The organism is Brachybacterium huguangmaarense (genome assembly GCF_025725725.1).
In the GTDB taxonomy this organism is placed as follows: Bacteria; Actinomycetota; Actinomycetes; order Actinomycetales; family Dermabacteraceae; genus Brachybacterium; species Brachybacterium huguangmaarense.
Window position 1 is genome coordinate 761293 of sequence record NZ_CP107020.1, and the last position, 25348, is coordinate 786640.

Annotated in this window: 24 protein-coding genes; 19 read left to right on the plus strand and 5 right to left on the minus strand. The window is 73.5% G+C overall.

Annotated features, from left to right (window positions below; translation table 11 throughout):
- The first annotated feature begins 12 nt into the window (after positions 1-12).
- The 6 genes from BRM3_RS03315 to BRM3_RS03340 all read left to right on the plus strand — a co-directional run bounded on the left by BRM3_RS03315 (position 13) and on the right by BRM3_RS03340 (position 6358).
- A complete protein-coding gene (locus tag BRM3_RS03315; protein ID WP_263594680.1) occupies positions 13-1014 on the plus strand; it encodes an ABC transporter substrate-binding protein in 1002 nt (333 codons plus the stop codon).
- Positions 1011-2015, plus strand: a complete 1005-nt coding sequence (locus BRM3_RS03320) for an ABC transporter substrate-binding protein (RefSeq protein WP_263594681.1) — start codon at positions 1011-1013, stop codon at positions 2013-2015. Before BRM3_RS03315 ends, BRM3_RS03320 begins: the two co-directional genes overlap by 4 nt.
- The gene (locus tag BRM3_RS03325) at positions 2012-2962 is read left to right on the plus strand and encodes an LLM class flavin-dependent oxidoreductase (protein ID WP_263594682.1); all 951 of its coding nucleotides are present in this window, start codon (positions 2012-2014) and stop codon (positions 2960-2962) included. The genes BRM3_RS03320 and BRM3_RS03325 overlap by 4 nt, the downstream gene beginning before the upstream one ends.
- Positions 2963-3008: 46 nt before the next feature.
- Positions 3009-4355 carry an LLM class flavin-dependent oxidoreductase gene (locus tag BRM3_RS03330; RefSeq protein ID WP_263594683.1) on the plus strand — a complete coding sequence of 449 codons (1347 nt, stop codon included), beginning with the start codon at positions 3009-3011 and terminating at the stop codon, positions 4353-4355.
- Positions 4356-4768: 413 nt separating this feature from the next.
- Positions 4769-5683, plus strand: a complete 915-nt coding sequence (locus BRM3_RS03335) for a LysR family transcriptional regulator (protein ID WP_263594684.1) — start codon at positions 4769-4771, stop codon at positions 5681-5683.
- Between the two features lie 192 nt (positions 5684-5875).
- On the plus strand, positions 5876-6358 hold the full coding sequence (locus BRM3_RS03340; protein WP_263594685.1) for a hypothetical protein: 483 nt from the start codon (positions 5876-5878) through the stop codon (positions 6356-6358).
- Positions 6359-6681: 323 nt separating this feature from the next.
- Here the strand turns inward: BRM3_RS03340 and BRM3_RS03345 are convergent, their stop codons facing one another.
- From BRM3_RS03345 to BRM3_RS03360, 4 genes are all read right to left on the minus strand, one after another.
- Positions 6682-7158 (minus strand): nuclear transport factor 2 family protein, encoded by a 477-nt coding sequence (locus BRM3_RS03345; protein ID WP_263594686.1) that lies wholly within the window; start codon positions 7156-7158, stop codon positions 6682-6684.
- A 909-nt stretch (positions 7159-8067) separates the two neighbouring features.
- Positions 8068-8361 carry a YciI family protein gene (locus tag BRM3_RS03350; RefSeq protein ID WP_263594687.1) on the minus strand — a complete coding sequence of 98 codons (294 nt, stop codon included), beginning with the start codon at positions 8359-8361 and terminating at the stop codon, positions 8068-8070.
- A gap of 179 nt (positions 8362-8540) precedes the next feature.
- The gene (locus BRM3_RS03355; protein WP_263594688.1) at positions 8541-9386 is read right to left on the minus strand and encodes an undecaprenyl-diphosphate phosphatase; all 846 of its coding nucleotides are present in this window, start codon (positions 9384-9386) and stop codon (positions 8541-8543) included.
- Between the two features lie 450 nt (positions 9387-9836).
- Positions 9837-11300: a family 4 glycosyl hydrolase gene (locus BRM3_RS03360; protein ID WP_263594689.1), complete on the minus strand. Its 1464-nt coding sequence runs from the start codon at positions 11298-11300 to the stop codon at positions 9837-9839.
- Between the two features lie 230 nt (positions 11301-11530).
- Between BRM3_RS03360 and BRM3_RS03365 the strand changes: the two genes are divergently transcribed.
- The 11 genes from BRM3_RS03365 (at position 11531) to BRM3_RS03415 (ending at position 21699) form a co-directional block, all read left to right on the plus strand.
- The gene (locus BRM3_RS03365) at positions 11531-12892 is read left to right on the plus strand and encodes an extracellular solute-binding protein (protein WP_263594690.1); all 1362 of its coding nucleotides are present in this window, start codon (positions 11531-11533) and stop codon (positions 12890-12892) included.
- Position 12893: 1 nt separating this feature from the next.
- Positions 12894-13826 (plus strand): carbohydrate ABC transporter permease, encoded by a 933-nt coding sequence (locus BRM3_RS03370; RefSeq protein WP_263594691.1) that lies wholly within the window; start codon positions 12894-12896, stop codon positions 13824-13826.
- Positions 13823-14629 (plus strand): carbohydrate ABC transporter permease, encoded by an 807-nt coding sequence (locus tag BRM3_RS03375; RefSeq protein WP_263594692.1) that lies wholly within the window; start codon positions 13823-13825, stop codon positions 14627-14629. The genes BRM3_RS03370 and BRM3_RS03375 overlap by 4 nt, the downstream gene beginning before the upstream one ends.
- A complete protein-coding gene (locus BRM3_RS03380; RefSeq protein ID WP_263594693.1) occupies positions 14626-15813 on the plus strand; it encodes a carbohydrate kinase family protein in 1188 nt (395 codons plus the stop codon). The genes BRM3_RS03375 and BRM3_RS03380 overlap by 4 nt, the downstream gene beginning before the upstream one ends.
- A gap of 413 nt (positions 15814-16226) precedes the next feature.
- Positions 16227-16640, plus strand: coding sequence for a hypothetical protein (locus BRM3_RS03385; protein ID WP_263594694.1), 414 nt, complete (start codon positions 16227-16229; stop codon positions 16638-16640).
- A 40-nt stretch (positions 16641-16680) separates the two neighbouring features.
- Positions 16681-17694: a dihydroxyacetone kinase subunit DhaK gene (dhaK, locus tag BRM3_RS03390; protein ID WP_263594695.1), complete on the plus strand. Its 1014-nt coding sequence runs from the start codon at positions 16681-16683 to the stop codon at positions 17692-17694.
- Between the two features lie 6 nt (positions 17695-17700).
- Positions 17701-18441 (plus strand): dihydroxyacetone kinase subunit DhaL, encoded by a 741-nt coding sequence (gene dhaL, locus BRM3_RS03395; protein WP_263594696.1) that lies wholly within the window; start codon positions 17701-17703, stop codon positions 18439-18441.
- A complete protein-coding gene (gene dhaM, locus BRM3_RS03400; protein ID WP_263594697.1) occupies positions 18438-18845 on the plus strand; it encodes a dihydroxyacetone kinase phosphoryl donor subunit DhaM in 408 nt (135 codons plus the stop codon). The genes dhaL and dhaM overlap by 4 nt, the downstream gene beginning before the upstream one ends.
- Positions 18846-19336: 491 nt before the next feature.
- The gene (locus BRM3_RS03405; RefSeq protein WP_263594698.1) at positions 19337-20032 is read left to right on the plus strand and encodes a helix-turn-helix domain-containing protein; all 696 of its coding nucleotides are present in this window, start codon (positions 19337-19339) and stop codon (positions 20030-20032) included.
- A 60-nt stretch (positions 20033-20092) separates the two neighbouring features.
- Positions 20093-21184: a serine hydrolase domain-containing protein gene (locus BRM3_RS03410; protein WP_263594699.1), complete on the plus strand. Its 1092-nt coding sequence runs from the start codon at positions 20093-20095 to the stop codon at positions 21182-21184.
- Positions 21181-21699: a hypothetical protein gene (locus tag BRM3_RS03415; protein ID WP_263594700.1), complete on the plus strand. Its 519-nt coding sequence runs from the start codon at positions 21181-21183 to the stop codon at positions 21697-21699. The genes BRM3_RS03410 and BRM3_RS03415 overlap by 4 nt, the downstream gene beginning before the upstream one ends.
- 13 nt (positions 21700-21712) lie before the next feature.
- On the opposite strand, the gene BRM3_RS03420 is transcribed toward BRM3_RS03415, so the two are convergent.
- Complete coding sequence (locus tag BRM3_RS03420) at positions 21713-22495, minus strand: alpha/beta hydrolase (RefSeq protein ID WP_263594701.1); 783 nt, start codon at positions 22493-22495, stop codon at positions 21713-21715.
- A gap of 196 nt (positions 22496-22691) precedes the next feature.
- Between BRM3_RS03420 and BRM3_RS03425 the strand changes: the two genes are divergently transcribed.
- Together BRM3_RS03425 and BRM3_RS03430 are read left to right on the plus strand one after the other, a co-directional pair.
- Entirely contained in the window at positions 22692-24188 is a 1497-nt protein-coding gene (locus tag BRM3_RS03425) for an alpha-amylase family glycosyl hydrolase (RefSeq protein ID WP_263594702.1), read from the plus strand.
- Between the two features lie 400 nt (positions 24189-24588).
- A complete protein-coding gene (locus BRM3_RS03430) occupies positions 24589-25011 on the plus strand; it encodes a hypothetical protein (protein WP_396127026.1) in 423 nt (140 codons plus the stop codon).
- Positions 25012-25348: the final 337 nt, after the last annotated feature.

Genomic DNA, 25348 nt, shown 5'->3' on the forward strand with positions numbered 1-25348 from the left:
GGAGACCACCCGATGACCTGGACCGACGGCCGCCTCACCCGGCGCACCCTCACGCTCGGCGGCCTCGCGCTGCCCGGCCTCGCGCTCGCCGCCTGCAGCGACCCCGCCTCCTCGGCCTCCGGCGCCTCGGGGTCCGCCGCCGGCGGGGCCTCCGACGGCGGCGGCTCCGGCACCGCCGCGATCGACACGAGCGGCACGCAGGAGCGCATCCGCTCGACGAAGGACGACGCGATCGCGGCGACCGTCCCGGCCGACATCGCCGCCGACGGCAAGCTCACGGTCGGCTCGCTCACGGGCGGCACCCCGCCGCTCGTGTTCCTCGCCGACGACAACACGACCACGATCGGCTCGGAGATCGACATCGCCCAGCTCGTCGCCGACAAGCTCGGCCTCGAGATGGACCTGCAGCTGACGAGCTGGGACAACTGGCCCCTCAAGCTCGAGGCCGGCGAGTACGAGGTCGTGCACGGCAACGTGGGCATCAACGCCGCCCGCCTCGAGAAGTTCGACTTCGCCTCGTACCGGGCCGCCTTCATGACCTTCCTCGTCTCGAAGGGCGCCGGGTTCGAGCTCGGGGAGCCGGAGTCGATCAGCGGTCACGTGATCGCGGTCGGCTCGGGCACCAATCAGGAGCAGATCCTCACCACCTGGAACTCCCAGCTCAGCGCCGCCGGCAAGGAGCCCGCCGAGCTCAAGAACTTCTCGTCCGACGCGGACGTGCTGCTCGCGCTCGGCTCGGGCCGCATCGACGCCTACTTCGCGCCGTTCGCGACCATGACCTACATCGCCGCGACCCGCGACGACGTCGAGACGCAGGGCCGGATCGACGCGGGCTGGCCGAACAAGACCCTCGTCGCCGCGACCTTCCCCCGGGGCTCCGGCCTCGCCGAGCCCTATGCGGCCGCGATCAACGCGCTCATGGCGGAGGGCACCTACACCCAGGTGCTCGACCGCTGGGGGCTCGCCGACGAGGCCCTGACCGAGTCCACCGTCCACACCCAGGAGAACCCGTGATCGCACGCCCGCTCCGCCCGACCCGGCGTGCCGTCGCCGCCGTCGGGCTCCTCGCCCCGCTCGCGGCGCTCGCCGCGTGCGCCGATCCCGCCTCCTCCACGACCACCACGGCGAGGGCCGCCTCCGACGGCGGCGGCTCCGACGGGGGCGGCATCGACGGGGGCGGCATCGACACGAGCGCGAACCTGGATCGCATCCGCACGACGAAGGACGAGACGGTCGCCGCGAAGCTCCCCGCCGAGATCGCCGACCGCGGCTCCCTCATCGTGGGCACCGGGACCGGCGGCGCGCCGCCCCTCGTGTTCCTCGCCGACGACAACAAGACGACGGTCGGCACCGAGCCCGATCTCGCCCAGCTCGTCGCCGACAAGCTCGGGCTCGAGCTCGACCTGCGCTACACGAGCTGGGACGACTGGCCGCTCAAGCTCGGGGCCGGGGAGTGCGACGCCGTCCACTTCAACGTCGGCATCACGCCCGAGCGCCTCGAGAAGTTCGACTTCGCGCCCTACCGCAGCGCCTTCATCGCCTTCCTCGTCCCCGCCGACAGCGGCCTCGACCTCACCGATCACACCGCCATCAGCGGACTGACCGTGGCCGTCGCCGCGGGCACGACGCAGGAGCGGGTGCTGACCGACTGGAACGCCGAGCTGACCGCGGCGGGCAAGAAGCCGGCCGAGGTCAAGCACTACTCGCAGGAGGCCGACGTGCTGCTCGCCCTCGGCTCCGGCCGGGTCGACGCCTACCTGGAGCAGTCGCCGACCGCCGCCTACACCGCCTCCCAGCGCGACGACTTCGTCGTGGCCGGCCGCTTCAGCGAGGGCTGGCCCGACGAGACGCTCATCGCGGCCACCCTGCCCCGTGGCTCGGGGCTCGTCGACGCGTACGCCGCCGCCATCGAAGCCGTCATCACCGACGGCACCTACGCCCAGGTGCTCGACCGCTGGGGGCTGGCCGACGAGGCCCTCACCGAGTCCCGCCCGCACACCAAGGAGAACCCGTGACCGACCGCTCTGCCGCCACCCGCCCGTCCGAGGAGACAGCACCCCTGCCCGTCCTCGCCGTCGACCTCCTCACCGAGCCCTCGCTGCTGCCGGGGCTGCACACCCTGGCCCGCGACCTCGAGGGGGCGGGGGTCGGGGCGATCACGGTCACCGACGGCGGGCTGCACCCCGTCCACGTCGCCGCGAGCCTCGCTCCCGTCACATCGGCCCTCGCGCTCATCCCGCGCACCGACGCGATCTACGTCGAGCCCTTTCACCTCGCCACCCAGCTGATGAGCCTCGACCACGTCAGCCACGGCCGCGCCGGATGGCTCGTCGAGGCGCGCACCGACGCGGGCGCCGCCCACGCCGTCGGACGCGATGTGCTCGACGCCGAGCAGACCGCTCGCGAGGCGGCCGACGTCGTCGACGCCGCCCGCCGCATCTGGGACTCGTGGGCCGACGACGCCGTGGTGCGCGACCTCGCGCGCGGCGTCTACGTCGACGCGTCGCGCCTGCAGTACGCCGACGTCGAGGCCGAGACCTTCTCGGTGCGCGGGCCCTCGATCACGCCGCGCTCCCCGCAGGGGCTCGTGCCCGTGCTCGTCGCCGAGACCGACCGGCCCACGGTCGGCGAGCGCGCCGACCAGCGCGCCGACGGCCGGGCCCTCGACGTGCGGGTCGATGCGAACGCCCCTGCCGAGGTGATCGTGCGCAGCGTGCGCGACGCCCTCGCCGCGAGCGAAGGCACCTCCCTCGTGCGCCTGCTCGGGCTCGACCCGGGCGGTGCCGACCTCGCCGCGCGCGTGGGACAGGCCGCGGCCGCCCTGCGCTCGGCGGGGGCGATCGCGCCCGCCCCCGCCGCGGGCGACACCCTGCGCGACCAGCTCGCCCTGGACCGCCCCGACGTCGTCATCGATCCCGCGCGCCGCTCCGATCGCGCGCGGCTCGCCGAGACCGCCGCGTGAGCGCGCCGACCCTCCACCCGACCACCTCGTCCGCTGAGGAGACCCCATGACCATCACCAGCAGCCGCGCCGACGCCCGCCCCGGCACCGACGCCCATCCCCTGCACCCCGAGCACACCCCCACCGGCACGGTGCAGCTCGGTGTGTTCTTCCAGGGCGTGAACTCGTCCACCGTGTGGAAGCTCCCCTCGAGCGGCGACCAGGTCGCCTGGGAGTCCTTCGAACGGCTCGTCACCAAGGCCCAGGACGGGATCTTCGCGGCGTTCTTCCTCGGCGAGGGCCTGCGGCTGCGCGAGCACCGCGGCGTGCCCTTCGAGCTCGACGTCGCCGGCCGGCCCGACGCCCAGACCCTGCTCTCGGCGCTCGCGTCGATCACCCAGGACATCGGGCTCGTGGCCACCCAGAACACGACCTACAACGACCCCGCCGACCTGGCCCGTCGCCTGCAGACCCTCGACCTGCTCTCGGGCGGCCGCGCCGCCTGGAACGTCGTGACCACGGACAACGCGTGGACGGGCGAGAACTTCCGCCGCGGCGGCTACCTCGACCACGCCGACCGGTACACGCAGGCGGCCGGGGTCGTGGACATCGCCCGGCGCTTCTGGCGCGGCGAGAAGATCGACCACCACGGGGCGCACTACACGGTGCAGGCGCAGGGCTCCCTGCCGCGATCCCCGCAGGGCGAGCCCGTGCTGTTCCAGGCCGGCGTCTCCCCCTCGGGCCGCGACTTCGCGGCGGCGACGGCCGACGTCATCTTCTCCCCGTACGGCTCGCTCGACGCCGCGATCGACTTCCGTCGCGACATCGTCGACCGCACCCTCGCCGCCGGTCGCGACCCGCAGTCGGTGCTGATCATGCCCGGCGCCGAGTTCGTGCTCGCCGCCTCCGACGCGGAGGCGCACGACAAGCTCGTGTGGCTGCGCGAGCAGCAGATCGGGCCCCAGCAGGCGATCGCCTTCCTCGAGCAGTTCTGGGGCCGCGACCTCTCGACGTTCGACCCGGACGGCCCCCTCCCCGATGTCGAGCCCGAGGTCGAGGAGTCCGATGTGACACGCGGCAGCGGCTTCCAGTTCGGCAAGGCCAAGGAGCTCACGGAGTCCTGGCGCGCCGAGGCCGCCGAGAAGGGCTGGTCGATCCTGGACTTCGTGCGCGCCCGCCAGGGCTCGCGCGGCGGGGACTTCGTCGGCGGCTACGACACGGTCGCGGACCGGATCACCGAGTTCGCGCGCGTCGGCGCGATCGACGGCCTCAACATCACGCCGTGGCTGATCCCGTCGGGGATCGACGACATCGTCGACGAGCTGGTCCCGCGCCTGCAGGACCGCGGCGTGTACCCGACCGAGTACGCCGGGTCCACTCTGCGTGCGAACCTCGGGCTGCCGATCCCGGCGTGAGCCGAGCGGTCGGTCCGTGCGGCGCGGCGATCGCCGCACGGGCCGACCGGATCGCATGGTGCCGGGCCGGGCGCACGGCGGACCGGGCGCACAGTGCCCGACCCGGGCGCACGGCGGGCGGGGCGCACGGCGGGCCCTCTCGCACGGTGCCGGACGGAGCGTACGGCGCCGGACGGGGCGTACGGCGGACCCTCTCGCACTGTGCCGAGCCGGGCGCACGGTGCCGGGCGGGGCGCACGGCAGGGACATCTCGGCCGGGTGGCGCGCCGTCTCCGGGTCGCCGGGTCGCCGCGTGTCGGCGGTCTTCGCAGGGCGGCTCACCGTCGCGGGTCCGACCCGAGGGGGTGCCGAGCCCTGCACGGCGTGGCGAAACCCATAAGCACACCTAGGGAGGGGTGCGTAGAATGCGCCTTATGGACCCCCGTCGACTGCTGATCTTCCGCACCGTCGTCCGCAACGGCTCGATCGGGGCCGGCGCCCGCGAGCTGGGCTGGACCCAGCCCGCCGTGTCCCAGCACCTCGCCGCCCTCGAGAAGGAGATCGGCACCCAGCTGCTGCTGCGCTCGTCCTCGGGCGTCACCCCCACCGAGGCCGGCCGACGACTCGCCGTGCACGCCGAGTCGATCGCCGCGCAGCTCCAGGCCGCCGAGGAGGAGCTCGCCGACATCACGGCGCTGCGTCGCGGCAAGGTGCGGTTCGCGACCTTCCCCTCGGCCGCCGCGGTGCTGCTGCCGCCGGCCCTGGCCCGCATGTCCCAGACGGCGCCGGGCGTCGACGTCACGTTCGACGAGCTCGAGCCGCCGGACGCGATCCCGGCCCTGCTCGACAACGAGGTCGACCTCGCTCTCGTGTTCCGCTACGGCTGCACGGACGTCGACGCCGAGGGCACCCTGCAGTGGACGCCGCTCATGGAGGACCGCGTGCTCGCGGTGCTCCCGCGCGAGCACCCGCGGGCCGACGACCCCTCCCTCACGCTCGCGGACCTCGCCGAGGAGCAGTGGATCGCGGGCTGTGAGCGCTGTCGCGCCAACCTCATGTCGAGCGCCCGGGCCGCCGGGTTCAGCCCCCAGATCCGCCACTCGACCGATGACGCGACCGTCGTCCAGCGCCTCATCGAGCACGGCGGCGGCGTGGCGCTGCTGCCGGAGGTCACCCTCGAGGCGTCCCCGCCCACGAAGGTCGTGATGCGCGAGCTGCCCGAGCTGAAGCCGCGGACCATCGGGCTCATCAACCGTCGCGGCGCCCTGTCGATCCCCGCGGTGTCGGCGCTCAAGGACGCGCTCGCCGCCGAGACCAACGAGCGCGCCGTCGAGGCCGCCCTGATCTGAGGGCGACGCCGGGCGTCGCGGTGTCCTGCTGAGAGCTGTGTGCTGCGGCGAGCGGCGTCCTGCGAAGGGCTGCGTCCTGCCGAGGACCGTCGCTGCGCAGGTCAGCGGCACCAGCGAGGCTGCCGTCGGATTCCCCGGGCACCGCCTCCGGGCAGATCGGGCCCCGGTCGTCCTGCTCCGGAGGCTCCTGCGGTGACTACTGTGGGTCTCGTGCCCGCCTCGATCCCCACCCGCGCCTGGCTGCGGCCCGCGCTCATGGCGCTGGGCGGCCTGGTGATCGCCGCGGTCCTGATCCTCATCCACCAGTGGGTCGCGGGCGTCGTCCTGATCGCGTTCGCCCTGTTCATGGGGTACTGGACGTCGCCGATCCGCGGCGGACAGCACGTGCCGTTCCACGAGGCGATGGCGCGGCGCGGCCCGGACCACGCGATCATCCTGTGGGCTCCCGGCGACCCGCTCTCCGCGCGCATGCAGACCGCGATCCGGGGAGAGCGCCCCGACGTCTCGTGGGTCAACGTCTACCAGGACCCTGCGGCCGACGAGTTCCTGCTGACGAGCGGCGGCCACGGCGCCCTCCCTCTCGTCATCATCGGCGACGAGATCCTGCGGCGCGCCACGGTGGGCCAGTACCTCGACGCCCGCGCCGAGGCGAGCGAGCAGCCGCACCGCAGCTGACGTAGGGCGGGTCGTGGCCTCGCCGGGCGGGTCGTGGCCTCGCCGGGCGGGCGGGTCGTGGCCTCGCCGGGCGGGCGCGGCGTTCCAGCGGCTGCGCGGGCGGGCGCGGCATTCCAGCGGCTGCGCGGGGTGGACGCAGCATCCCGGCGACTGCCCAGGCTGGGCGCAGCGTTCCGGGGACTGCCCGGGCTGGGCGCAGCGTCCCGGCGACTGCCCAGGCTGGGCGCAGCGTCCCGGCGACTGCCCGGGCTGGGCGCAGCGTTCCGGGGACTGCCCAGGCCGGGCGCAGCGTTCCGGGGACTGCCCGGGCTGGGCGCAGCCGATCAGAACGTCGGCAGCTCGCCCTCGCCGGGGGTCACGCGGAGCTCGTCGTGCCCGATCGGGACGTCGTTGATGCTCGCCTCGCGGCGGGCCATGTAGCCGAGGTCGTCGAACTCCCACAGCTCGTTGCCGTAGGAGCGCCACCACTGGCCGCTGTCGTCGTGCCACTCGTACTGGAAGCGCACGGCGATGCGGTGGCCGTCGAAGGCCCACAGGTTCTTGCGCAGGCGGTATGCGCGCTCGCGCTCCCACTTGCGGCGCAGGAACGCGATGACCTCGTCGCGGCCGTGGAGGTGCTCGTCGCGATTGCGCCAGATCGTGTCGGGCGTATAGGCGCCCGCGACGCGCTCGGGGTCACGGGTGTTCCAGGCGTCCTCGGCGGCCTGCACCTTCTGCAGGGCGGTCTCCCGGGTGAAGGGCGGAAGGGGCGGACGCGGGGCGGCGGCATCGGCGGGCTGCGGCGCTGGATTCTCGCTCATGCCCCCAGTGTCAGCCACTGAGGCCCCCGATGTCCTGGTCCTGCTCGATCCAGAGACACATCGGCGTCCCCCGGCCCCCTCCGCAGGCACGTTCCCGTCGGAAGGTGCTGTCGAGAGGCGCGCTGTCGTCGCCATGACCGCCAGCCCACCTCCGTGCAGCCACCAGCCCCATCCAGAAGCACCTTTCCGTCGGAACACGACATCGAGGGGCACGTTCCCGTCGGAACACGACATCGAGAAGCACGTTCCCGTCGAAATGCGACATCGAGAAGCACGTTCCCGTCGCAATGACCGCCGAGAGCGCCGACTTCGTGAACCTCGATGTGCATCGCGACCACGGCTGCTCAGCCACGAACCCCCATCGAGAAGCACCTTCCCGTCGGAACGCGACATCGAGGGGCACGTTCCCGTCACAATGACCGCCGAGAGCGACGACTTCGTGAACCTCGATGTGCATCGCGACCACGGCTGCGCAGCCACGAGCCCCCACCAGGGGCACGTTCCCGTCGCAATGACTGGAGCAGACCATCGTGACGCCGCCCCCGTCCAGAAGCGCGTTCACGTCGGAACGCGACATCCAGAGGCACGTTCCCGTCGCAATGACCGCCGAGAGCGCCGACTTCGTGAACCTCGATGTGCGTCGCGCTCCCGGCCGCGCGCGTCGGCCTCCTTCGCGGGTCGACGACCGGGCTCGCGCATCGACGTCTGCGCCGTGGTCGCCATCCGGTGTCGATGGCGACCAGAGCGAAGACCTCGATGCGCCATGACGACCAGAGCGCAGAACTCGACGGGCACGGTGGGAGCGCCGCCGCCCAGGCGGCTCCTCAGCCGCCGCGACCCGCTCGCGGGACGACCCACACGCCCAATGACCGACGCCCGCCGCCTCGACCGGCGTCTGTCACCGGCCGCTCAGGCGAGGCCCGGGAGCTCCCCGATCACGATGTCCCACGGGCGGATCGAACGCTCGGCGACGAGGCCCTCGCGGCGGAACGGGTCGTCGTCGAACACGGCGAGCACGGCCTCGGCCGACTCGCCCTGCGCGATGATGAGCGCGCCCGCCGCGCCGTCGCCGCCGTACGGGCCCGACAGCAGCACGGTCCCCTGGTCGAGCAGCGTCCGCAGGAAGGCACGGTGCTCAGACCGGTGCTGGTCGCGGGAGGCGGCGTCCTCGCCGTAGACGTACTGGATCGCGAAGGTGGTCATGGTGCTCCTCGGTCGGCTGGCCGCCAGCCTAACCACGCGGCACGCGCCCCGGCGGTTCCGCAGGCTCTCCCGGCACGGCCCGCGCTCGGAGCGGCCCCGCACCGCTGCGGGACCCGCCGCCCGCCTCCTGAGCACGTCGCCTCCTGGGCACGTCGCCGCCCGGCCCGCGGCACCTGTGATCAGGCCCCGACGACACCCCCGGTGACGAGCCCGATGATCACGAGCCCTAGGATCACGCGGTAGACGATGAACGAGGTGAAGGAGTTCTTCGAGACGAAGCGCAGCAGCCACGCGATCGACGCGTAGGCGACGACGAACGACACGACGGTCGCGATCACGGTCGGCCCCCAGCCGACGGTCGCGGAGATGTCGCTCGCGCTCGTGACGGCCTCGAGCCCGCCTGCCGCGACAAGCGCGGGGATGCCCATGAAGAAGCTGAGGCGGGTCGCGGTCACGCGGTCGTAGCCGAGCATGAGGCCCGCGGAGATCGTGGCGCCGGAGCGGGAGACGCCCGGGAACAGCGGCGCGAGCGCCTGGAACCCGCCGATGACCAGGGCGTCGCGCACGCTCACGTCGCCCATCTGCTTGGGGTCCACCTGGTGCGCGGCGATCCGGTCGGCGGCCCACATGGCCGCCGACCACACGATGAGGGCGATCGCGATGACCCACATCGAGCGCAGCGGCCCCTCGATCCAGCCGCGGAACGCGAGGCCGATGACGGCCACCGGAATCGAACCGAGGATGATGCCCCACCCGAGCGTGTAGTCCGGATCGCGGCGCCCCTCGCTGCTCGCGAGTCCGCGGAACCACGCGCGCACGATCCGCACGATGTCGCCGAGGAAGTACACGATCGCGGCGATGATCGCGCCCACCTGGATCACCGCGGTGAACGCCGTCATGCCGCGCGAGTCGATGTCGTAGCCCAGCAGCTTCTCGACGATGTTCAGGTGGCCCGTGCTCGAGACGGGCAGGAACTCGGTGACCCCCTCGACGATGCCGAGGATGATGGCGTGCAACCAGTTCACAGAGGTCTCCCGGGGGGTCGGAGGCGGGGGTGGCCGGGCCGGAAGACCGCCCACGGGCGGTGATGGCCGCGAGTCAGCGTACGACCGCACCCGCGTCCGGCCGCGTCATGACCACGCGGACGAGCGAGGCTTCACACGACCTCCCCGAGATCCGCACCGTGCCGGGCCGATGCCCGGCGTCGGAAGCGGACTCCGGACCGAGACCACGGGGCGGCCGGGTCGACAGCGGCGCTCGAGGGACCGGGCCGGAGGGCCGACAGCGGCAACGGACGGCCCGGGGCATGGCGGCGTCGGCCGGACCGGCACCGCGGTGCGACCGGCCGTCTTCCGCATCGGCCGCACCGGCCACGCCGGCCCGCGACACATGGCCGCGGCGCCGGACCTCCACGCCGCACGGCCCAGCCTGCTCGGCGCCCGGCCCGCTCGGCGCCCGGTCAGCCCGGTCTCCGGTCAGCTCCCGCCCAGCAGCGCCGCGATGTCGGGGTGCCCCGCCTCGTAGCCCTCGAGCAGCGCGCGCCCCGCCTCGACCGAGCGCACGAGCGGGTGGGTCGCGAAGCCCACCCAGGCGCGCTCGCGCGACCCCGTGAGCGCGGCCTCGAGGATCGCCCGCTCCGACGCCCGCAGGGACGACATCATGCCGAGCTGGTCGAGCGTGAGCGGTCCGACCCGCTCGGGGTGCACGCCGGCGCCGTCGACGACGCACGGCACCTCGAGCACCAGGTCGGCCGGCAGCTCGGGGATCACGCGCTCGGCGGGCGCACCGCTCGAGCCCGCGGGGGCGTTGCCCACGTCGAGGATCATGCGCTCGGGCCGGCCGGTGGCGATCGCCGTCATGAGCCGCAGTGCCACCTCCTGGTAGCCGCCGCCGGCGATGTCCTCCTCCCGCCGTTCCTCGTCGCGCGTCTCGGCCATGTAGGTCGCCTCCCGCTCGTGCAGCGTCGAGCGCCAGCGCGACAGCGGGTCGGCCTCGGCGGGGCCGCCCGCGTAGAAGCTGCCCTGCTGGCGGGCGAGGAACTCGCCGCGGGTGGTGTCGGAGGCCGCGATCCGTGCGCGGGCCTCGTCGGTGTAGAGGTAGTAGAAGAGGTACTCGTTGGGCAGGGCGCCCATCGCCCGCACCCAGTCGAAGCCGACGAGGCGCGCCTCCTCGATCGCGTCGAGCGCGGCGTCGTCGGCCAGGACGGAGGGCAGACGGTCCTCGCCGTCGACCGTGAGCGCGCGCAGCCAGCCCAGGTGGTTCAGCCCGATGTAGTCGATGCCCACCCGGTCGTCGCCGGTCGGGTCGAGCCCGAGCAGGCGCCCCACGCGGCGCACGAGGCCGATGGGGGTATCGCAGATGCCGACCACGCGATCGCCGAGCACGCGGCGCATGGCCTCGGTGACGATGCCGGCCGGGTTGGTGAAGTTGATGGTCCAGGCGTCGGGGGCGACCTCGGCGATCGTCTCGGCGATCGCCGTGGCCACCGGGATCGTGCGCAGGGCGTAGGCGAGGCCGCCGGGGCCGACGGTCTCCTGGCCCAGGAGACCCAGGCCCAGCGCGACCCGCTCGTCGACCGTGCGTCCCTCGGCGCCGCCCACGCGCACGGCGCTGAACACGAAGTCCGCGCCGGTCACGGCCTCGCGCAGGTCGGTCGTGACGGTCAGGCGCGGCAGGGCCCGCGCGGCGGCGCCGTCGGCCAGGCGCGGGCCGCCGCTCGCGCCGGGGCCGTCCGTCCCTCCGGTCGCGGAGCCGACCCGCCCGTCGGCGACGAGCTCCTCGCCGAGCTCGTCGACCACCCGGGCGATCGTGCGCAGGCGGTCCTCGTCGACGTCGTACAGCACGACCTCGTCGACGCGCAGACCGGTGGCCCCGGTCGCGACCGCCTCGTACACGAGGGGGACGCGGAATCCCCCGCCCCCGAGGATCGTGAGCTTCATCCGATCTGCCTCTCCTTCGTCCGGGTCGCGCCCGTGCGCGGCACGCCGATGCCCCGTGCGGGGCGCGCGTCCTCGCTCAGCACGGGCCCCGCGACGGGCTCGGCGGATGCCGGAGGACGCCGACGCGGGCACGCTAGCACCCGGCGCGTGGCATGCTCGTCACTAGGCTGGTCACCCATCCCCGCGCCGCGAGGGGAGAACCTCCCGGCGCCCTTCCCCAGGAGCACGCCATGCACCGCCGCACCTTCCTCTCCTCGACCGCCGCCGCCGGCGGACTCGCCCTGCTCGCCGCCTGCGCGCCCGGCTCGGACGACGCGTCGAGCACGTCCGCTCCCGCCCCGAAGGCGGACGAGGTCGACAAGGACATCACGGCGCTGGGCGACATCACCCTCACGGTGTGGGACCAGGAGGTCCGCGGCTCCCAGGACGCCGCCATCACGGCCCTCATCGCGACCTTCGAGCAGACCTACCCCAACATCACCGTCGACCGGGTCAAGCAGTCCTTCGACGACCTGCAGAAGCAGACCTCGCTGGCGCTCTCGGGCAACGACGTGCCCGACGTGCTGCAGGTCAACAACGCCCGTGCCGACATGGGCGAGTTCGTCAAGGCCGGCCAGCTCACCGACCTCTCGGGATACGCGGACGCCTACGGCTGGGCCGACCGCTTCCCCGAGTCCGTGCTCGCGAAGGTCCGCTACTCCGACGACGCCGTGACCTTCGGCGACGGCTCCCTGTGGGGCGTGCCGCAGACCGGCGAGGTGTGCGGCATCTACTACAGCGCCTCCCGGCTGCAGGCAGCCGGCGGCACGGTCCCCACCACGTGGGACGAGCTGATCGCCCTGCTCGGCACGCTCCAGAGCGCCGGGCAGCAGCCCGTCGTGCTCGGCAACCTCGACAAGTGGCCCGCGCTGCACGTGTTCGGGCCGCTGCAGGCGCACTACGTCGGAGCCGACGAGATCACCGAGCTCGCGATGGGCAACGCGGGCGCGAGCTGGACCGACGACGCGAACGTGCAGGCCCTGACGACGCTCGCGGACTGGGCGAGCAACGGCTACCTGGGCGACTCCCCCAACGGCCTGGACTACGACACCGCGTGGGCCGACTACTCCAAGGGCACGGGCGTGCTGCTCATCGGCGGCTCGTGGCTGGGCACCGACCTGGCCGCCGTGATGGGCGACGACGTGCACTTCATGGCGCCCCCGCCCGGCGCCGACGGCAAGGTCGCGACCACGGGAGGCACCGGCATCCCCTTCTCGATCCCCGCCTCGGCGAAGAACCCGGCCGCCGCGGCCGCCTACATCGACTTCATCACGAGCCAGGACGCGATGAAGCTGATCGCCGACAACGGTGGCATGCCGGTCCTCGACACCGCGTCCTACGCCCCCGCCTCCGGTGTCAACAAGGAGATCTTCGAGGCGTTCACCGCCGTCTCGACCGACGGCGTCCTGCTGCCCTATCTCGACTACGCGACGCCCACGTTCGCCGACACCGCGGGCGACACGCTCCAGGAGCTCCTCGGCGGCCAGACGTCGCCGGCCGACGCCGCCGCGGCCCTCCAGGCCGACTACGCGAAGTTCACGAAGCAGGGCTGAGGTGCCGTCCTCCACCCCGCCCCGGCGCCGCGGACACGCCCCCTCGGCCGTCGTCCGCAGCCGCCTCACGCCCTACCTGTTCCTCCTGCCCGGCTTCGTCGTCTATGCCGCGTTCGCGCTGTACCCGCTCGTGAGGGCGGGACAGTTCTCGCTGTACGACTGGTCCGGGATCGGCCCGTCGACGTTCGTGGGCCTGGGCAACTACGTCGACCTCGCGCACGACGGCCGCTTCCTCGCGGCGATCGGGCACGCCCTGATCCTGATCGCGTTCTATGCGCTCCTGCCGCTCGTCATCGGCCTCGTGCTCGCCGCGATCCTGCGGCGCGGCCAGGTCCGCGGCATGGGCTTCTTCCGCACCGTGATCTTCCTGCCGCAGGTCATCGCGCTCGCCGTGATAGCCGTCGCGTGGAAGCAGATCTATGCGCCCGCCGGACCGCTCAACCAGGGCCTGCGCGCCCTCGGCCTCGACGGCTGGGCTCGCGGGTGGCTGGGCGAGCCCGGCAGCGCGCTGCCCGCGGTCGGCTTCATCGGCACCTGGCTCGAGATGGGCCTCGTGATGCTCCTGCTGCTGGCGGGCATGAGCCGCATCCCCGACGACCTGTACGAGGCGGCCCGCCTGGACGGCGCCGGCGCGGTGCGCGAGTTCTTCGCGATCACGCTGCCGGCCGTGCGCGGGGAGATCGTCACCGCGCTCGTGCTGACGATCATCGCAGCGCTCAAGACCTTCGACCTGATCTATCTGACCACGTCGGGCGGGCCGGGGACCGCGACCACCGTGCCCAGCTACGAGGTCTACCACCGGGCCTTCGAGCTCAAGGACGTGGGGTCGGCGAGCGCCGTCGCGATCGTCCTGACCGTGCTCGTGTTCGCGATCAACCTGCTGGTCACCCGCATCGGCGACCGCGACGACACGGCGGCGGGAGGTCTGCGATGAGGGTCTCCGCCGCCGAGCGCACGATGAACTACATCGTGCTGATCGTGTTCGCCGTCTTCGCGCTCGGACCGATCCTGTCGATCGTGGCGATGGCGCTCGGGCCCCGGATCGGCGCCCCGAGCGGCCTCCACCTCGGCAACCTGGCCCAGGCCTGGAGCATCGGCGGCTTCGGCACCTCGCTCGTGAACTCCGTCGTCGTGGCGGCGATCGTGGTGGTCTGCTCGATCGTGCTGTCGCTCGGCACCGGGTACGCCTTCGGCACGATGCGCTTCCCGGGCTCGTCGGTGCTGTTCGCCCTGTTCCTGCTGGGGCTCATGATCCCCGCCGAGGCCGTCGTGATCCCGCTGTTCTTCGATCTGCGGGCCGTGGGACTGACCGACACGTACGCCGCGATCGCCCTGCCGCAGATCGCGCAGTCCGTCGCCTTCGGCACCTTCTGGCTGCGCTCGCAGTTCCGCTCAATGCCGCGGGACCTGATCGAGGCCGCCGCCCTCGACGGGGCGAGCCCGCTGCAGACGCTCACGCGGATCCTGGTGCCGGCCTCGCGCCCCGCGATCGTCACCCTCGTCGTGCTCGTCTTCATGTGGACGTGGAACGAGTTCCTGATCGCCCTCGTGATGACGCCGAGCGGGCACCCGCGGACCGCTCCGCTGGGGCTCGCGAACTTCCAGGGCCAGTACACGGCCGACCGGGCGCTGCTCGCGTCGGGGGCGATCATCGTCGCCCTGCCTATGGTGGTGCTGTATCTGTTCTTGCAGCGGCACTTCATCCGCGGCATGCTCGAGGGGGCCTCGAAGGGATGACCAGCACCGATCGCAGCGACGCGACCGACGGGACGGGACCGGTGACGCCGGGGGACGCCCGGACCGCCGCGGCCGCCGACGCCGCCGAGGCGACCGCCTCGTGGGATCCGCTCGCCTCGCGGCGCACGCCCGAGGACCCGCCGCTCGACGTGCTGCTCTCGGGCACCGTGTTCTTCGACCTCGTGTTCACGGGGCTGCCGCGCATGCCCGGGCCGGGCGAGGAGCTGTGGTCCGAGGGGCTCGGCTCGTGCCCGGGCGGCATCGCGAACCTGGCCACCGCGACCGCCCGCCTGGGACTGCGCACGGGCCTCGTCGCCGGGTTCGGGGACGACGCCTATGCCGACTGGATGTGGGACACGCTGTCCTACGACGAGGGCATCGACCTGTCGGCCTCGCGGCGCTTCGGCCACTTCCACTCGTCCCTGACCGTGTCCATCGCGACGTCGGGCGACCGCGCGATGGTCACCCACGGCCACGACCTCCCCGAGCCGCTGTCGGTGCTGATCGACGCGGCGCCGCGCGCGCGAGCCGCCGTCGTGGACCTCGGGGGCGAGACCTCGTGGTGGTCGCGGCTGGCCGCCCAGGGCACCCTGATCATCGCCGACATCGGGTACGACGAGACCGAGCGCTGGGACCCGGCCGACCTCGCGCCGCTCGCCCACTGCCACGCCTTCACGCCCAACGCCGTGGAGGCCATGCGGTACACCCGCACCGAGACCCCCGACCGGGCCGTGCGCGCGCTCGCCGAGCGGGTCCCCCTCGCGGTCGTGACCGACGGCGTGGCGGGTTCGTACGCGATCGACTCGATCACGGGCGAGGAGGCGTACTGCCCGGCCGTGCCCGTCGAGGCCCTCGATCCCACGGGCGCCGGCGACGTGTTCGGCGCGGCCATCACGCTCGGCGCCCTCGCCGATTGGCCCCTCGTGGAGCGGCTCAAGTTCGCCTCGCTGTGCTCGGCGCTCGCGGTCCAGCAGTTCGGCGGCTCGCTCGCCGCTCCCGGCTGGGGCGACATCTCGGACTGGTGGCGCTGCATCTCGCAGGCGGCCGACGGCGGGGACCTCCGCGCCGCCTACACGCGCGACCAGTACCGATTCCTCGACCAGATCGTGCCGCCGCATCCGGTGATGGGCCGCCGCCGCGCCCAGGGCACCTTCGCGCTGCGCTCGGACGCCGGGGACCACTGAGGCCAGGGCTCGCCTGCCGGAAAGGGTAGTCATATGGTCAGGCGACCCCTCCAGGGGCATCGGCCGACCATATGACTACCCTTTCCGGACGCCATCGGCGGTACCTTCGGCGCATGGCCACCCCACCGCCCACCGGTCGCACCCCCGGTCCGCTCCCCACCGGTCGCACCCCCGGCCCCCTGCCCACGCAGCGCACGCCGGGCCCCCTGCCCACGCCGCAACCCGGCGGCCCGCAGCCCGGGACACCGCAGCCAGGCGGCCAGCAGCCCGGCCCCGGGCAACCCGGTGCCGCGCAGCCAGGTACCGGGCAACCCGGTGCCGCGCAGCCAGGCGGCCAGCAGCCCGGCCCCGGGCAGCCGTCCGCCCCTCGCACCGCCCCGCCGTTCCACAGCCCGGAGGACTTCCCCACCCGCGTGAGCGAGGACGGGCGCCTCGCCTGGGCCCTCGGCCTGCTCGGGCTGCTCGGCGTCCCAGGGCTCGCGGCCCTCGTCATGTCGATCGTGATGCTCGTCGTCGGCCTGCTCCAGCGCCGGCGCAATCCCGTCGCCGCCCACGTGGGCACGCGCGCCGCGATCTTCGGGGGCATCACGCTCGCCACGGTGATCGCCTTCTTCACGATCCTCATCATCGGCATGGTCACGACGGACCCGACCAGGACCTACGACACCCCGCCGCCGCTCGGGATCGCGCTCATCGTGCTCGGCATCTGGATGATCCTGGTCGGCCCGCTCGTCGGGGTCGTCATGGGCATCGTCGCCCTGGTCCGTCCCGTGAGCCGCGACAAGGCCGCGGCCATCCTGGAGCGCGCCGCGAACGCACCCCGCTGAAGCCGTGACGCCCGTCACGATTGCGGGTAGCGTCGGCCCCATGAAGAAGCTCATCAACTCCCCCGACACCGTCGTCGCGGACGCTCTCGAGGGCATGGCGCTGGCCCATCCGAACACCCTGCACGTCGACCTCGAGAACAAGGTGGTCCTGCGGGCCACGCCGAAGGACGAGGGCAAGGTCGCGATCATCTCGGGCGGTGGCAGCGGCCACGAGCCCCTCCACGGCGGGTACGTCGGCTACGGCATGCTCGACGCCGCGTGCGCGGGCGAGGTCTTCACCTCCCCCGTGCCCGACCAGATGCAGGCCGCGACCGCCGCCGTCGACCGCGGCGCCGGCGTCCTCTACATCGTCAAGAACTACACGGGCGACGTCATGAACTTCGACATGGCCGCCGAGCTCGCCGACGCCGAGAGCGGCACGCAGGTGCGCCAGGTCATCACGAACGACGACGTCGCCGTCGAGGACTCGACGTTCACCGCGGGCCGCCGCGGCGTGGCCGGCACCGTGCTCGTCGAGAAGATCGCGGGCGCCGCCGCCGAGGCGGGCCGCTCCCTCGAGGAGGTCGCCGAGATCGCCGAGCGCGTCAACGCGAACGCGCGCTCGATGGGCATGGCGCTCACCGGGGTGACGGTCCCGGCTAACGGCAAGCCCAGCTTCGAGCTGGCCGACGACGAGGTCGAGATCGGGATCGGCATCCACGGGGAGCCCGGGCGGCGCCGCGAGAAGGCGGCCTCGGCGGCCGAGACCGCTCGCACCCTGCTCGACCCGATCCTCGCCGAGCTCCCCGGCGAGGGCTCCGTGCTGCTGTTCGTCAACGGCATGGGCGCGACCCCGCTCATCGAGCTGTACATCATGGCGCGCGAGGCCTCGAAGGTGCTCGACGAGCGCGGGGTGAGGGTCACGCGCCACCTCGTCGGCAACTACATCACGAGCCTCGACATGGCGGGCTGCTCGATCACCCTGCTGCGCCTGGACGACGAGCTGACGGAGCTGTGGGACGCGCCCGTCCACACCCCCGCCCTCAGCTGGGCCGCCGACGACACCAAGGAGTGACCGCACATGACCAGCACCGACACGTCCGACAGCACCGCTGACGACCGCGGCGGCACCGTCTCGATCGCCGATCTCGTGGCCTGGCTCGAGCGCGCGTCCGAGCTCCTGACCGAGCACGTCACGGAGCTCAACGACCTCGACTCGGCGATCGGCGACGGCGACCACGGCACCAACATGAAGCGCGGCTTCGCGGCCGTCTCGGAGGCCCTCGGCTCGGGCGAGTTCGGGACCGTCGACGAGCTCATGAAGAAGGTGGGCTCGACGCTCGTCTCCCGCGTGGGCGGCGCCTCCGGTCCGCTCTACGGCACGTTCTTCCTGCGTCTGGGCACCTCCCAGAAGGGGGCCACCGAGCTCGACGCCTACTCCCTGCAGTCGGCGATGCAGGCCGGGGTCGAGGGCATCGAGCAGCGCGGCAAGTCGATGATCGGGCAGAAGACGATGCTCGACGCCTGGGTCCCGGCCCTCGACGCCTTCCAGCGCGCCGCGGACTCGCTGCCACTGGCCGTGCAGGCCGGGGCCGGCGCGGCCGCCCAGGGCCGCGACGACACGGCGCCGCTCGAGGCCAAGAAGGGGCGCGCGTCCTACCTCGGCGAGCGCTCGATCGGCCACATCGACCCCGGCGCCGCGTCGACGGCGCTCCTGTGGCAGGCCGCGGTCGAGACGATCGGGACCGGCGGCTCCGGCGGCACCGACTCCTCGCGCGCCGAGGGCTACGATCTCGCGGCCGACGAGGAGGCGACGTCGTGACCGGCATCGTCGTGGTGTCGCACTCGCGCCCCCTCGCGGAGGCCGCGGTCGCCCTCGCCACCGAGATGGTGCACGGCGACGCCTCGGGCATCGCGATCGCCGCGGGGCTCTCGGAGACGGAGCTGGGCACCGACGCGAACGCGATCGCCGAGGCCATCGGCCACGTCATGGACGACCAGGGCGTCGTGGTGCTCATGGACCTGGGCTCGGCGATCATGTCGAGCGAGCTGGCCCTGGAGCTGCTCGACGACGCCGACGCCGAACGGGTGCGGCTCAGCTGGGCACCGCTCGTCGAGGGCCTGGTCGGGGCCGTCGTCACCGCCGCGGGCGGCGCCGATCGCGAGACCGTCGCCCACGAGGCCGAGGTCGCGAGCGAGGCCAAGAGGCAGCAGGTCGAGGGCTAGAGCCTCAGTGGGCGGGGCGGCCGGGATGGGGGCATGCCTCGTCATCGAGATCGCCCTTTCCGGCGGAATCCGGCCGGAATTCCGCCGGATCGGGCGATCTCCATGCTGGTCCCCGCCCGTGGCTCGACAGCTCCATGACCCCCACGTCGAACAGCTCCTCTGCCTCACGCGGGGGAGCCGTTCGGCGTGCCCGTAGCCACCTCGCACCCCTCTCCGTCCTTCCCCGCCCTGGGGCCCGGGCGTCTTGACCTCCCGCACCTCGCCCTCTACGCTAGTTTGAACATCCGGAATTTCGGAACTCTGCACCGCGGAGCGAGACGACGCGAGGAGGGACCGGCATGAACGTCACCGAGCCGACGCCCTCCGAGGCCGCGCCCTCCGAGACCGCGTCCTTCCCAGCCACACCCTCCGGAGCCACGCCCTCCAGAGCCACGCCTTCCGGGGCCACGCCCTCCCTGGCCGCCCCGTCCGAGCCGACATCCTCTGCGGCCGTGCTCGAGCAGCGCCTGGCCCGGCTCGAGGACCGCGTCGACCGCCTCCTCGACGTGCTCGACGCGACGCCTCCTCGCGCGAATCCCGGCGCGACGTCCCTCGGGGGCACCGCGGACTCCCCCCATGAGACGGATGCTCCCCGCCAGGACGACGCCGCCCCGCGCCTCGAGCTCCATCGACTGCGGGACGCTGACCGCCCCGCCGGCCGGAGCTCCGCCGGCCCCGCCGCCCCGACCGGCGCTCCCGGTTCGTCCTCGACCAGCCCGGCCGGCGGCGCCTCGACCTCCGCCGACGACCCTCTCTTCGCCCTGCATGCGCTCGAGGAGCGCTACCCCTCCCCGGGGGCCGTGCTGTACACGGGCTCGGTCGACCTGCCGCTGGGACCCGTCCAGTACCAGTGGGGACGGACCACCGCGGACATCCTGCACGCCGACTGGGCCGAGCGCGCCGAACGCGCCGGCGCCCTCGGTCACCCCCTCCGCCTGGCACTGCTGCGGCTCCTGCTCGAGGGCGAGCACACCGTCGCCCAGCTCGTCGACGAGCTCGAGCTCGGCTCCACGGGCGTCGCCTACCACCATCTGAACCAGCTCCACACGAGCGGCTGGATCACCTCGCCGCGCCGCGGCGTGTGGACGATCCCTCCCAGCCGCGTGGTGCCGCTGCTCGCGATCATCATCGCGCTCGAGGAGAACTGACCGCCCCGCCGCACGCCCGATCGACCCTGCACGTGACCGCCCCCTCGAACGGAGGCCAGGATGCCCGCCACCCCGACCACCCGTCCCTCCCGCCGCGCCGTGCTCGGCGCCGCCGTACCGGCCGTGCTCGTCCTGGGCGCCGCCGGCGCTCTCGGATCGCCACGACCCGCCGCCCTGGGCGAGCCGACCGGCGACACCCGCCTGGCCGACGCCCTCGCTCAGCATCTCGACGGCCATCGCCGGGTCGCCGCCGCCCTCGTGACAGCCGGCGGGGCGCGCTTCGCCGGCTTCGGCGCCGACCGGTCCCGGGAGTTCGAGATCGGCTCGGTGAGCAAGACCTTCACAGCCTCCCTGACGATGGCGGCCGTCGCGCGCGGCGAGCTCACGCTCGACTCGACGGTGGCCGACGTGCTCGGCGACCGGGCGTCCGGCTCGGCGATCGCCGACGTGTCGATCGCCGAGCTCGCCTCGCACACCTCGGGCCTCCCCTCGCTGCCGTCGTCGATCGCCGTGCGCTCGCTCCTGACGAGCACGCTGCGCAAGGATCCGTACGCGGGGCACGACGCCGACGACGTCATCGAGGACGCCCTCGGCACGTCCCTCGGCGACCGCGGGCAGTACGCCTACTCGAACCTCGCCACCGCTCTCGAGGGCCAGCTCCTGGCGACCGCCGCGGACAGCACGTGGGACGACCTGCTGCGCTCGCGCGTGCTCGGGCCCCTCGGACTCGAGGCGACCCGGGCTCCGCTGTCGGCCGACGCCCTCGGGGACGGGCCCACGGGGCACGCGGCGAACGGCCATGGCGCCGCCGCCTGGACCATGGACGGGTACGCCCCCGCGGGCGGCATCCGGTCGACCGTGGCCGACCTGGCGATCCATCTGGGCGCGATGATGGACGGCACCCACCCCGGCGCGGCGGCGATCGAGCCGACGGCGGACGTCAGCGAGGGCTCGCGCATCGGCGTGCACTGGCTGACCACGACGACGGCCGGGGGTGAGCGCGTCACCTGGCACAACGGTATGACCGGCGGCTTCGCCGCCTTCTGCGGGTGGAACCGGGACACCGAGGTCGGGTTCGTCGCGCTCACCGACACCGCCCGGAGCCTCGACGCGCTCTCCATGGACGTGCTCGACGGGACGGTGACGGCATGAACCTCGCGCTCGCCCTCCTCCCGCTCGTGGTGGCGATGGCCCTCGTCGTGCTCATGGCCGTCGGGGTGTACCGGCTGCTGCGCCACTGGGTGCATCCGTTGCGGATCCTCACGATCGGTCTGTCCCATGCCTTCTACCTGCTCGTGCTCGCGCTCGTGATCTCGCTCGGCGGGGTGCTCGCGATCATCTGGTGGGCGCTCGTCGCGGGGACCCTGCTCGGCGTCGTCGTGGCGAGCATCCGGGCGCTGCGACGGGACCCGCCCGGGAGCGCACGGGCGGAGGCCCCGTCCGTCGCGGCGCATCCGGCTGCCGTGCCGGAGGCGGGGGCGGACGGGACCTCTCGATCGGGCACCGACGCCCAGCCCAGCCCGGGTCCCGGCGCGCACAGCGCCCCGGGGCCGAGCCGCCGGGAGCGTGCCCGACGCCGCCTGAGCACATCGCCCGCCCTCTCGGAGGTGGCGGTGACCGCCGTGCTCACGCTCGCGCTGATCGCGGCCGAGCTCGTCGCCGGCTGAGGTCGCGGCGCGCTCAGGCCTCGCGGCCGCGGAGGGGGAGCCAGGCGAGCACGTCCTGGATCGCCGCGTCCCACAGGTCCCAGCTGTGCGCCCCGGGCCGCAGGACCGCGGTCAGATCGTGCCCGAGCTCCTCGGCGAGCGCGATGAACTCGCGGTTCTGCTCGATCAGATGGTCCTCGGTCCCGCACGTCACATACAGCCGCGGGGTCGAGCCCGGCGCGGCCGCGCGCAGCAGTCCCGGCAGGTTGTCGTTCGTCGTCTCGATGTCGGTGTCGCCCCAGATGCGGTCCCGCAGGTGACCGCCGTGTGCGCTCAGGTCGAGGTGGGCGGGATCGACCACGCCCGAGAGGCACGCGGCCGCGGCGAAGCGCTCGGGCAGGTTGAGGGCGAGCTTGAACGCGCCAAAGCCGCCCATCGAGAGCCCGGCGACGAACGTGTCGGCGGGGTCGGCGGAGACCCGGAACGTGCGCTGCACGAGCTGCGGCAGCTCCTCGGAGACGAAGGTCCAGTAGGCGTCGCCGACCGCCTCGTCGACGTAGAAGGAACGCCTGACCTCGGGCATCACGACGGCGATGCCGAGATCCGCGGCATAGCGCTCGATCGAGGTGCGGCGCTCCCAGATGGTGCAGTCGTCGCTCAAGCCGTGCAGCAGGTACAGGACGGGCGGAAGGTCCGTGGCGTCGGCCGGGCTGCCGGCCATGCCGATCTGGCCGTCGGCGGACTGCGGCATCAGCACCACCATGGAGGTGGACATCGCCAGGGAATCGGAGAAGAAGTCGGTGCGCATGCGGATCATGGGTCCATGAGATGCCCCCGGGCGTCCGCGATCAAGCATCTGCCCGCGCGTCGGGGCCCTGTCGTGGTGCCGCGCCCCCGAGGACCGGCGCCGCGCCGATCCCGCTCACGGACCGCACGGCGCCTCGCACGGTCCGGTGGCGGCCTCATGTGCGCGTTCCGGCAGATCCGTCATCGGTCCGCCCTACGATGGCCGCATGAGCGAGCGCCCCACCTCCACTCCGCCCCCCGTCCCCGCCTGGCTGCACGACGCGATCGCCTGGCAGGTCTATCCGCTGGGCTTCTGCGGGGCTCCGCTGTCCCGGGAGGATCTCGCGGCCACGAGCTACGGCGACGCCGACGGCGAGAACATCGTGCATCGGCTCGGCCGCCTGACCGGATGGCTCGACCATCTGGTCTCCCTGGGGGCCAACGTGCTCATCCTCAACCCCATCTTCGACTCCGTGAGCCACGGCTACGACACCCTCGACCACCGGCGCATCGATCCGCGTCTCGGCGACGAGGCCGACTTCGCCCAGCTCGTCGAGGAGGCGCACCGGCGCGGCATCCGCGTCGTGCTCGACGGGGTGTTCAACCACGTCTCGGACCGCCACCCCGCGGTGCGCCGCGCGGTCACGGAGGGCCCCGCGAGCCCGGACGGCCAGCGCATCCGGTGGGCGGGCGACTTCCCGTACGGCTTCGAGGGCAACAGCGACCTGGTCGAGCTGAACCTCGCGGACCCGGCGGTGCAGGACGCGATCGTCGACGTCATGGGGCTGTGGCTCGACCGCGGCGCCGACGGGTGGCGGCTCGACGCGATGTACGCCGCCGGCCCCGAGGCGTGGGCCCCGATCCTGGAGCGCGTCAAGGCCGACCATCCCGAGGCGTGGATCCTCGGCGAGGTGCTCCACGGCGACGACGCGGCCTTCGCCGCGACCTCGGGCGCGGACTCGATCACCCAGTACGAGCTGTGGAAGGCGATCTGGTCGTCCCTCCATGACACCAACCTCTTCGAGCTCGCGCACGCGCTCCGTCGCGGCGAGGAGTTCCGCGCCCCGACCGGCCCGGCGGGCCATGTGCAGATCCCCCAGACCTTCCTGGGCAACCACGACACGACGCGCATCGCCTCGCAGTTGCCCGACGGGCGCGACCTGGCCGTCGCCGTGGCCCTGCTCGCGCTGTTGCCGGGCGTGCCCACCGTGTATGCGGGCGACGAGTTCGGGGCGCTCGCCGTCAAGGAGGATCGCGCGGGCGGCGACGACGCGGTACGGCCCGTCTTCCCCGCCTCCCCTGAGGCGCTGCTCGACGCCGCCGTCGCCGGGGACCGCGCCCGGCTCGAGGCCGCCGCCGGCGATCCCGCGCGCGAGGCCCACGGCGCCGCCGTCCTGTCGCTGCTCAAGCCGGACGCGGCGCCCCGCATCCTCGAGGTCCATCGCCGGCTGCTCGGCCTGCGCCGCCGGGAGCCATGGCTCGCGGACGCCGCCGTGACCGTGGACGAGGGCTCGCTCGCCAACGAGTACGCCGAGATCGCGCTGACCGGCACGGACGGGGACGGCCAGGAGCGCCGCCTGCTGCTCGTGCTCAACCTGTCCGACGAGGACCGCGGGGCGCCGGGCGAGGTGCTCGAGGCCGTGCGCGGTGCCAACATGATCGACGGCGTCGGCGGTGCGGGCGACGGCACGGTCCCGGCGCACGGCGTCGCGGTGGTGCGCTGACCGGCGAGCGCGGCGATCCCGGGCCCGGCGGCCGCGAAGGCGCCCGCCGGCGTGGTGGTCCCGGCGCGGAGGCGCCGATCAGGGCGTCTGGGATGCTCGGCCGGACGCGCCGATCAGCGCGCCTAGGGTGCTCGGCCGGACGCGCCGATCAGGGTGCCTGGGGTGCTCGGCCAGACGCGCCGATCAGGGCGTCTGGGATGCTCGGCGAGGCCGTGGTCGCGGGAGGGACGCGGGTGATGTGCTGTGGCGATATGGCCAGAGCACGTCACCAGCGTCCCTTCCAGGACCACCGGGCCCGGGAGGCGCGGCGGCGACGCCGATCAGTGGCCGCGTCCCCGCCGGCATGCCCGGCGCGTCCGGACCGTGGCCGTGCGTCAGGATGCGGGCGTAGGTTCATGACATGGACCACGCCGAGAACACCTCCGATGACACCCGCCGCCCCGCGGCCCGCGACGAGCACGGCCGCCTCGAGCACCGCGCCGAGCACCACAAGCCGGACTTCACCGATCCCGTCGTCGCCGTCAACACGGCCCCGGTGGTCGCGATCGGGCTGATCGGCGGGTACGGCGTCGCCCGCGCGACGGGCAACCGTCCTCTCGGGGGCGCGGTCCTCGCGGCCGCCGGGATCTACGCCGGGCGCACGTGGCTCGCGCGCCGCGGGCCCGTCGTCGCTGCGGGGCTCGGGGCGACCTACGTGCTGGGCTTCGGCCTCTCGCATCCGCTCGCCAAGAAGATCGGCGCCTGGCCGTCGGTGCTCGCGGTGACGGCCGTGTCCGCCGCCGCCGCGCATTACCTCTCGGACACCCAGCTCTCGCTGCGCTGACCCAGGGCGCGGCTCGAGCCGGCCGGACGCGGCGCGGCGCGAATCCAGCGCGACTCCGGGGGCAGCGCGGCTCGGCGGCGCGGCTCTGACCGGAGCTGCTCGGGTGCAGCGCGGCTTCGGAGGCGGCGCGCACTTCCCTATCTGTGAGAGCCGCAGCCCTGCGACAACGGAGGGCTGAGGCTCTCACGGACAGGAACGTGCAGGGCACCCGCCCGGACAGGAGCGCCGGCCGCTCCGCCCGCACCTGCCTCGGGCATCCGGTCCCCGGGCCCACCATCAGGCATCCGGCCCTCAGTACCAGGCAACCAGCACCCAGCGACCTGGCCTCTATACCCGT

Excerpts from the sequence above, each read along its gene's own strand:
- BRM3_RS03330 (WP_263594683.1), top strand. The coding sequence starts at position 3,009 with ATGACCATCACCAGCAGCCGCGCCGACGCCCGCCCCGGCACCGACGCC.
- BRM3_RS03345 (WP_263594686.1), bottom strand. The coding sequence starts at position 7,158 with ATGAGCGAGAATCCAGCGCCGCAGCCCGCCGATGCCGCCGCCCCGCGT.
- BRM3_RS03415 (WP_263594700.1), top strand. The coding sequence starts at position 21,181 with ATGAACCTCGCGCTCGCCCTCCTCCCGCTCGTGGTGGCGATGGCCCTC.
- BRM3_RS03315 (WP_263594680.1), top strand. The coding sequence starts at position 13 with ATGACCTGGACCGACGGCCGCCTCACCCGGCGCACCCTCACGCTCGGC.
- BRM3_RS03365 (WP_263594690.1), top strand. The coding sequence starts at position 11,531 with ATGCACCGCCGCACCTTCCTCTCCTCGACCGCCGCCGCCGGCGGACTC.
- BRM3_RS03410 (WP_263594699.1), top strand. The coding sequence starts at position 20,093 with ATGCCCGCCACCCCGACCACCCGTCCCTCCCGCCGCGCCGTGCTCGGC.
- BRM3_RS03425 (WP_263594702.1), top strand. The coding sequence starts at position 22,692 with ATGAGCGAGCGCCCCACCTCCACTCCGCCCCCCGTCCCCGCCTGGCTG.
- BRM3_RS03375 (WP_263594692.1), top strand. The coding sequence starts at position 13,823 with ATGAGGGTCTCCGCCGCCGAGCGCACGATGAACTACATCGTGCTGATC.
- BRM3_RS03360 (WP_263594689.1), bottom strand. The coding sequence starts at position 11,300 with ATGAAGCTCACGATCCTCGGGGGCGGGGGATTCCGCGTCCCCCTCGTG.
- BRM3_RS03350 (WP_263594687.1), bottom strand. The coding sequence starts at position 8,361 with ATGACCACCTTCGCGATCCAGTACGTCTACGGCGAGGACGCCGCCTCC.
- dhaK (WP_263594695.1), top strand. The coding sequence starts at position 16,681 with ATGAAGAAGCTCATCAACTCCCCCGACACCGTCGTCGCGGACGCTCTC.
- BRM3_RS03420 (WP_263594701.1), bottom strand. The coding sequence starts at position 22,495 with ATGATCCGCATGCGCACCGACTTCTTCTCCGATTCCCTGGCGATGTCC.
- BRM3_RS03335 (WP_263594684.1), top strand. The coding sequence starts at position 4,769 with ATGGACCCCCGTCGACTGCTGATCTTCCGCACCGTCGTCCGCAACGGC.
- BRM3_RS03380 (WP_263594693.1), top strand. The coding sequence starts at position 14,626 with ATGACCAGCACCGATCGCAGCGACGCGACCGACGGGACGGGACCGGTG.
- BRM3_RS03430 (WP_396127026.1), top strand. The coding sequence starts at position 24,589 with ATGGACCACGCCGAGAACACCTCCGATGACACCCGCCGCCCCGCGGCC.
- dhaL (WP_263594696.1), top strand. The coding sequence starts at position 17,701 with ATGACCAGCACCGACACGTCCGACAGCACCGCTGACGACCGCGGCGGC.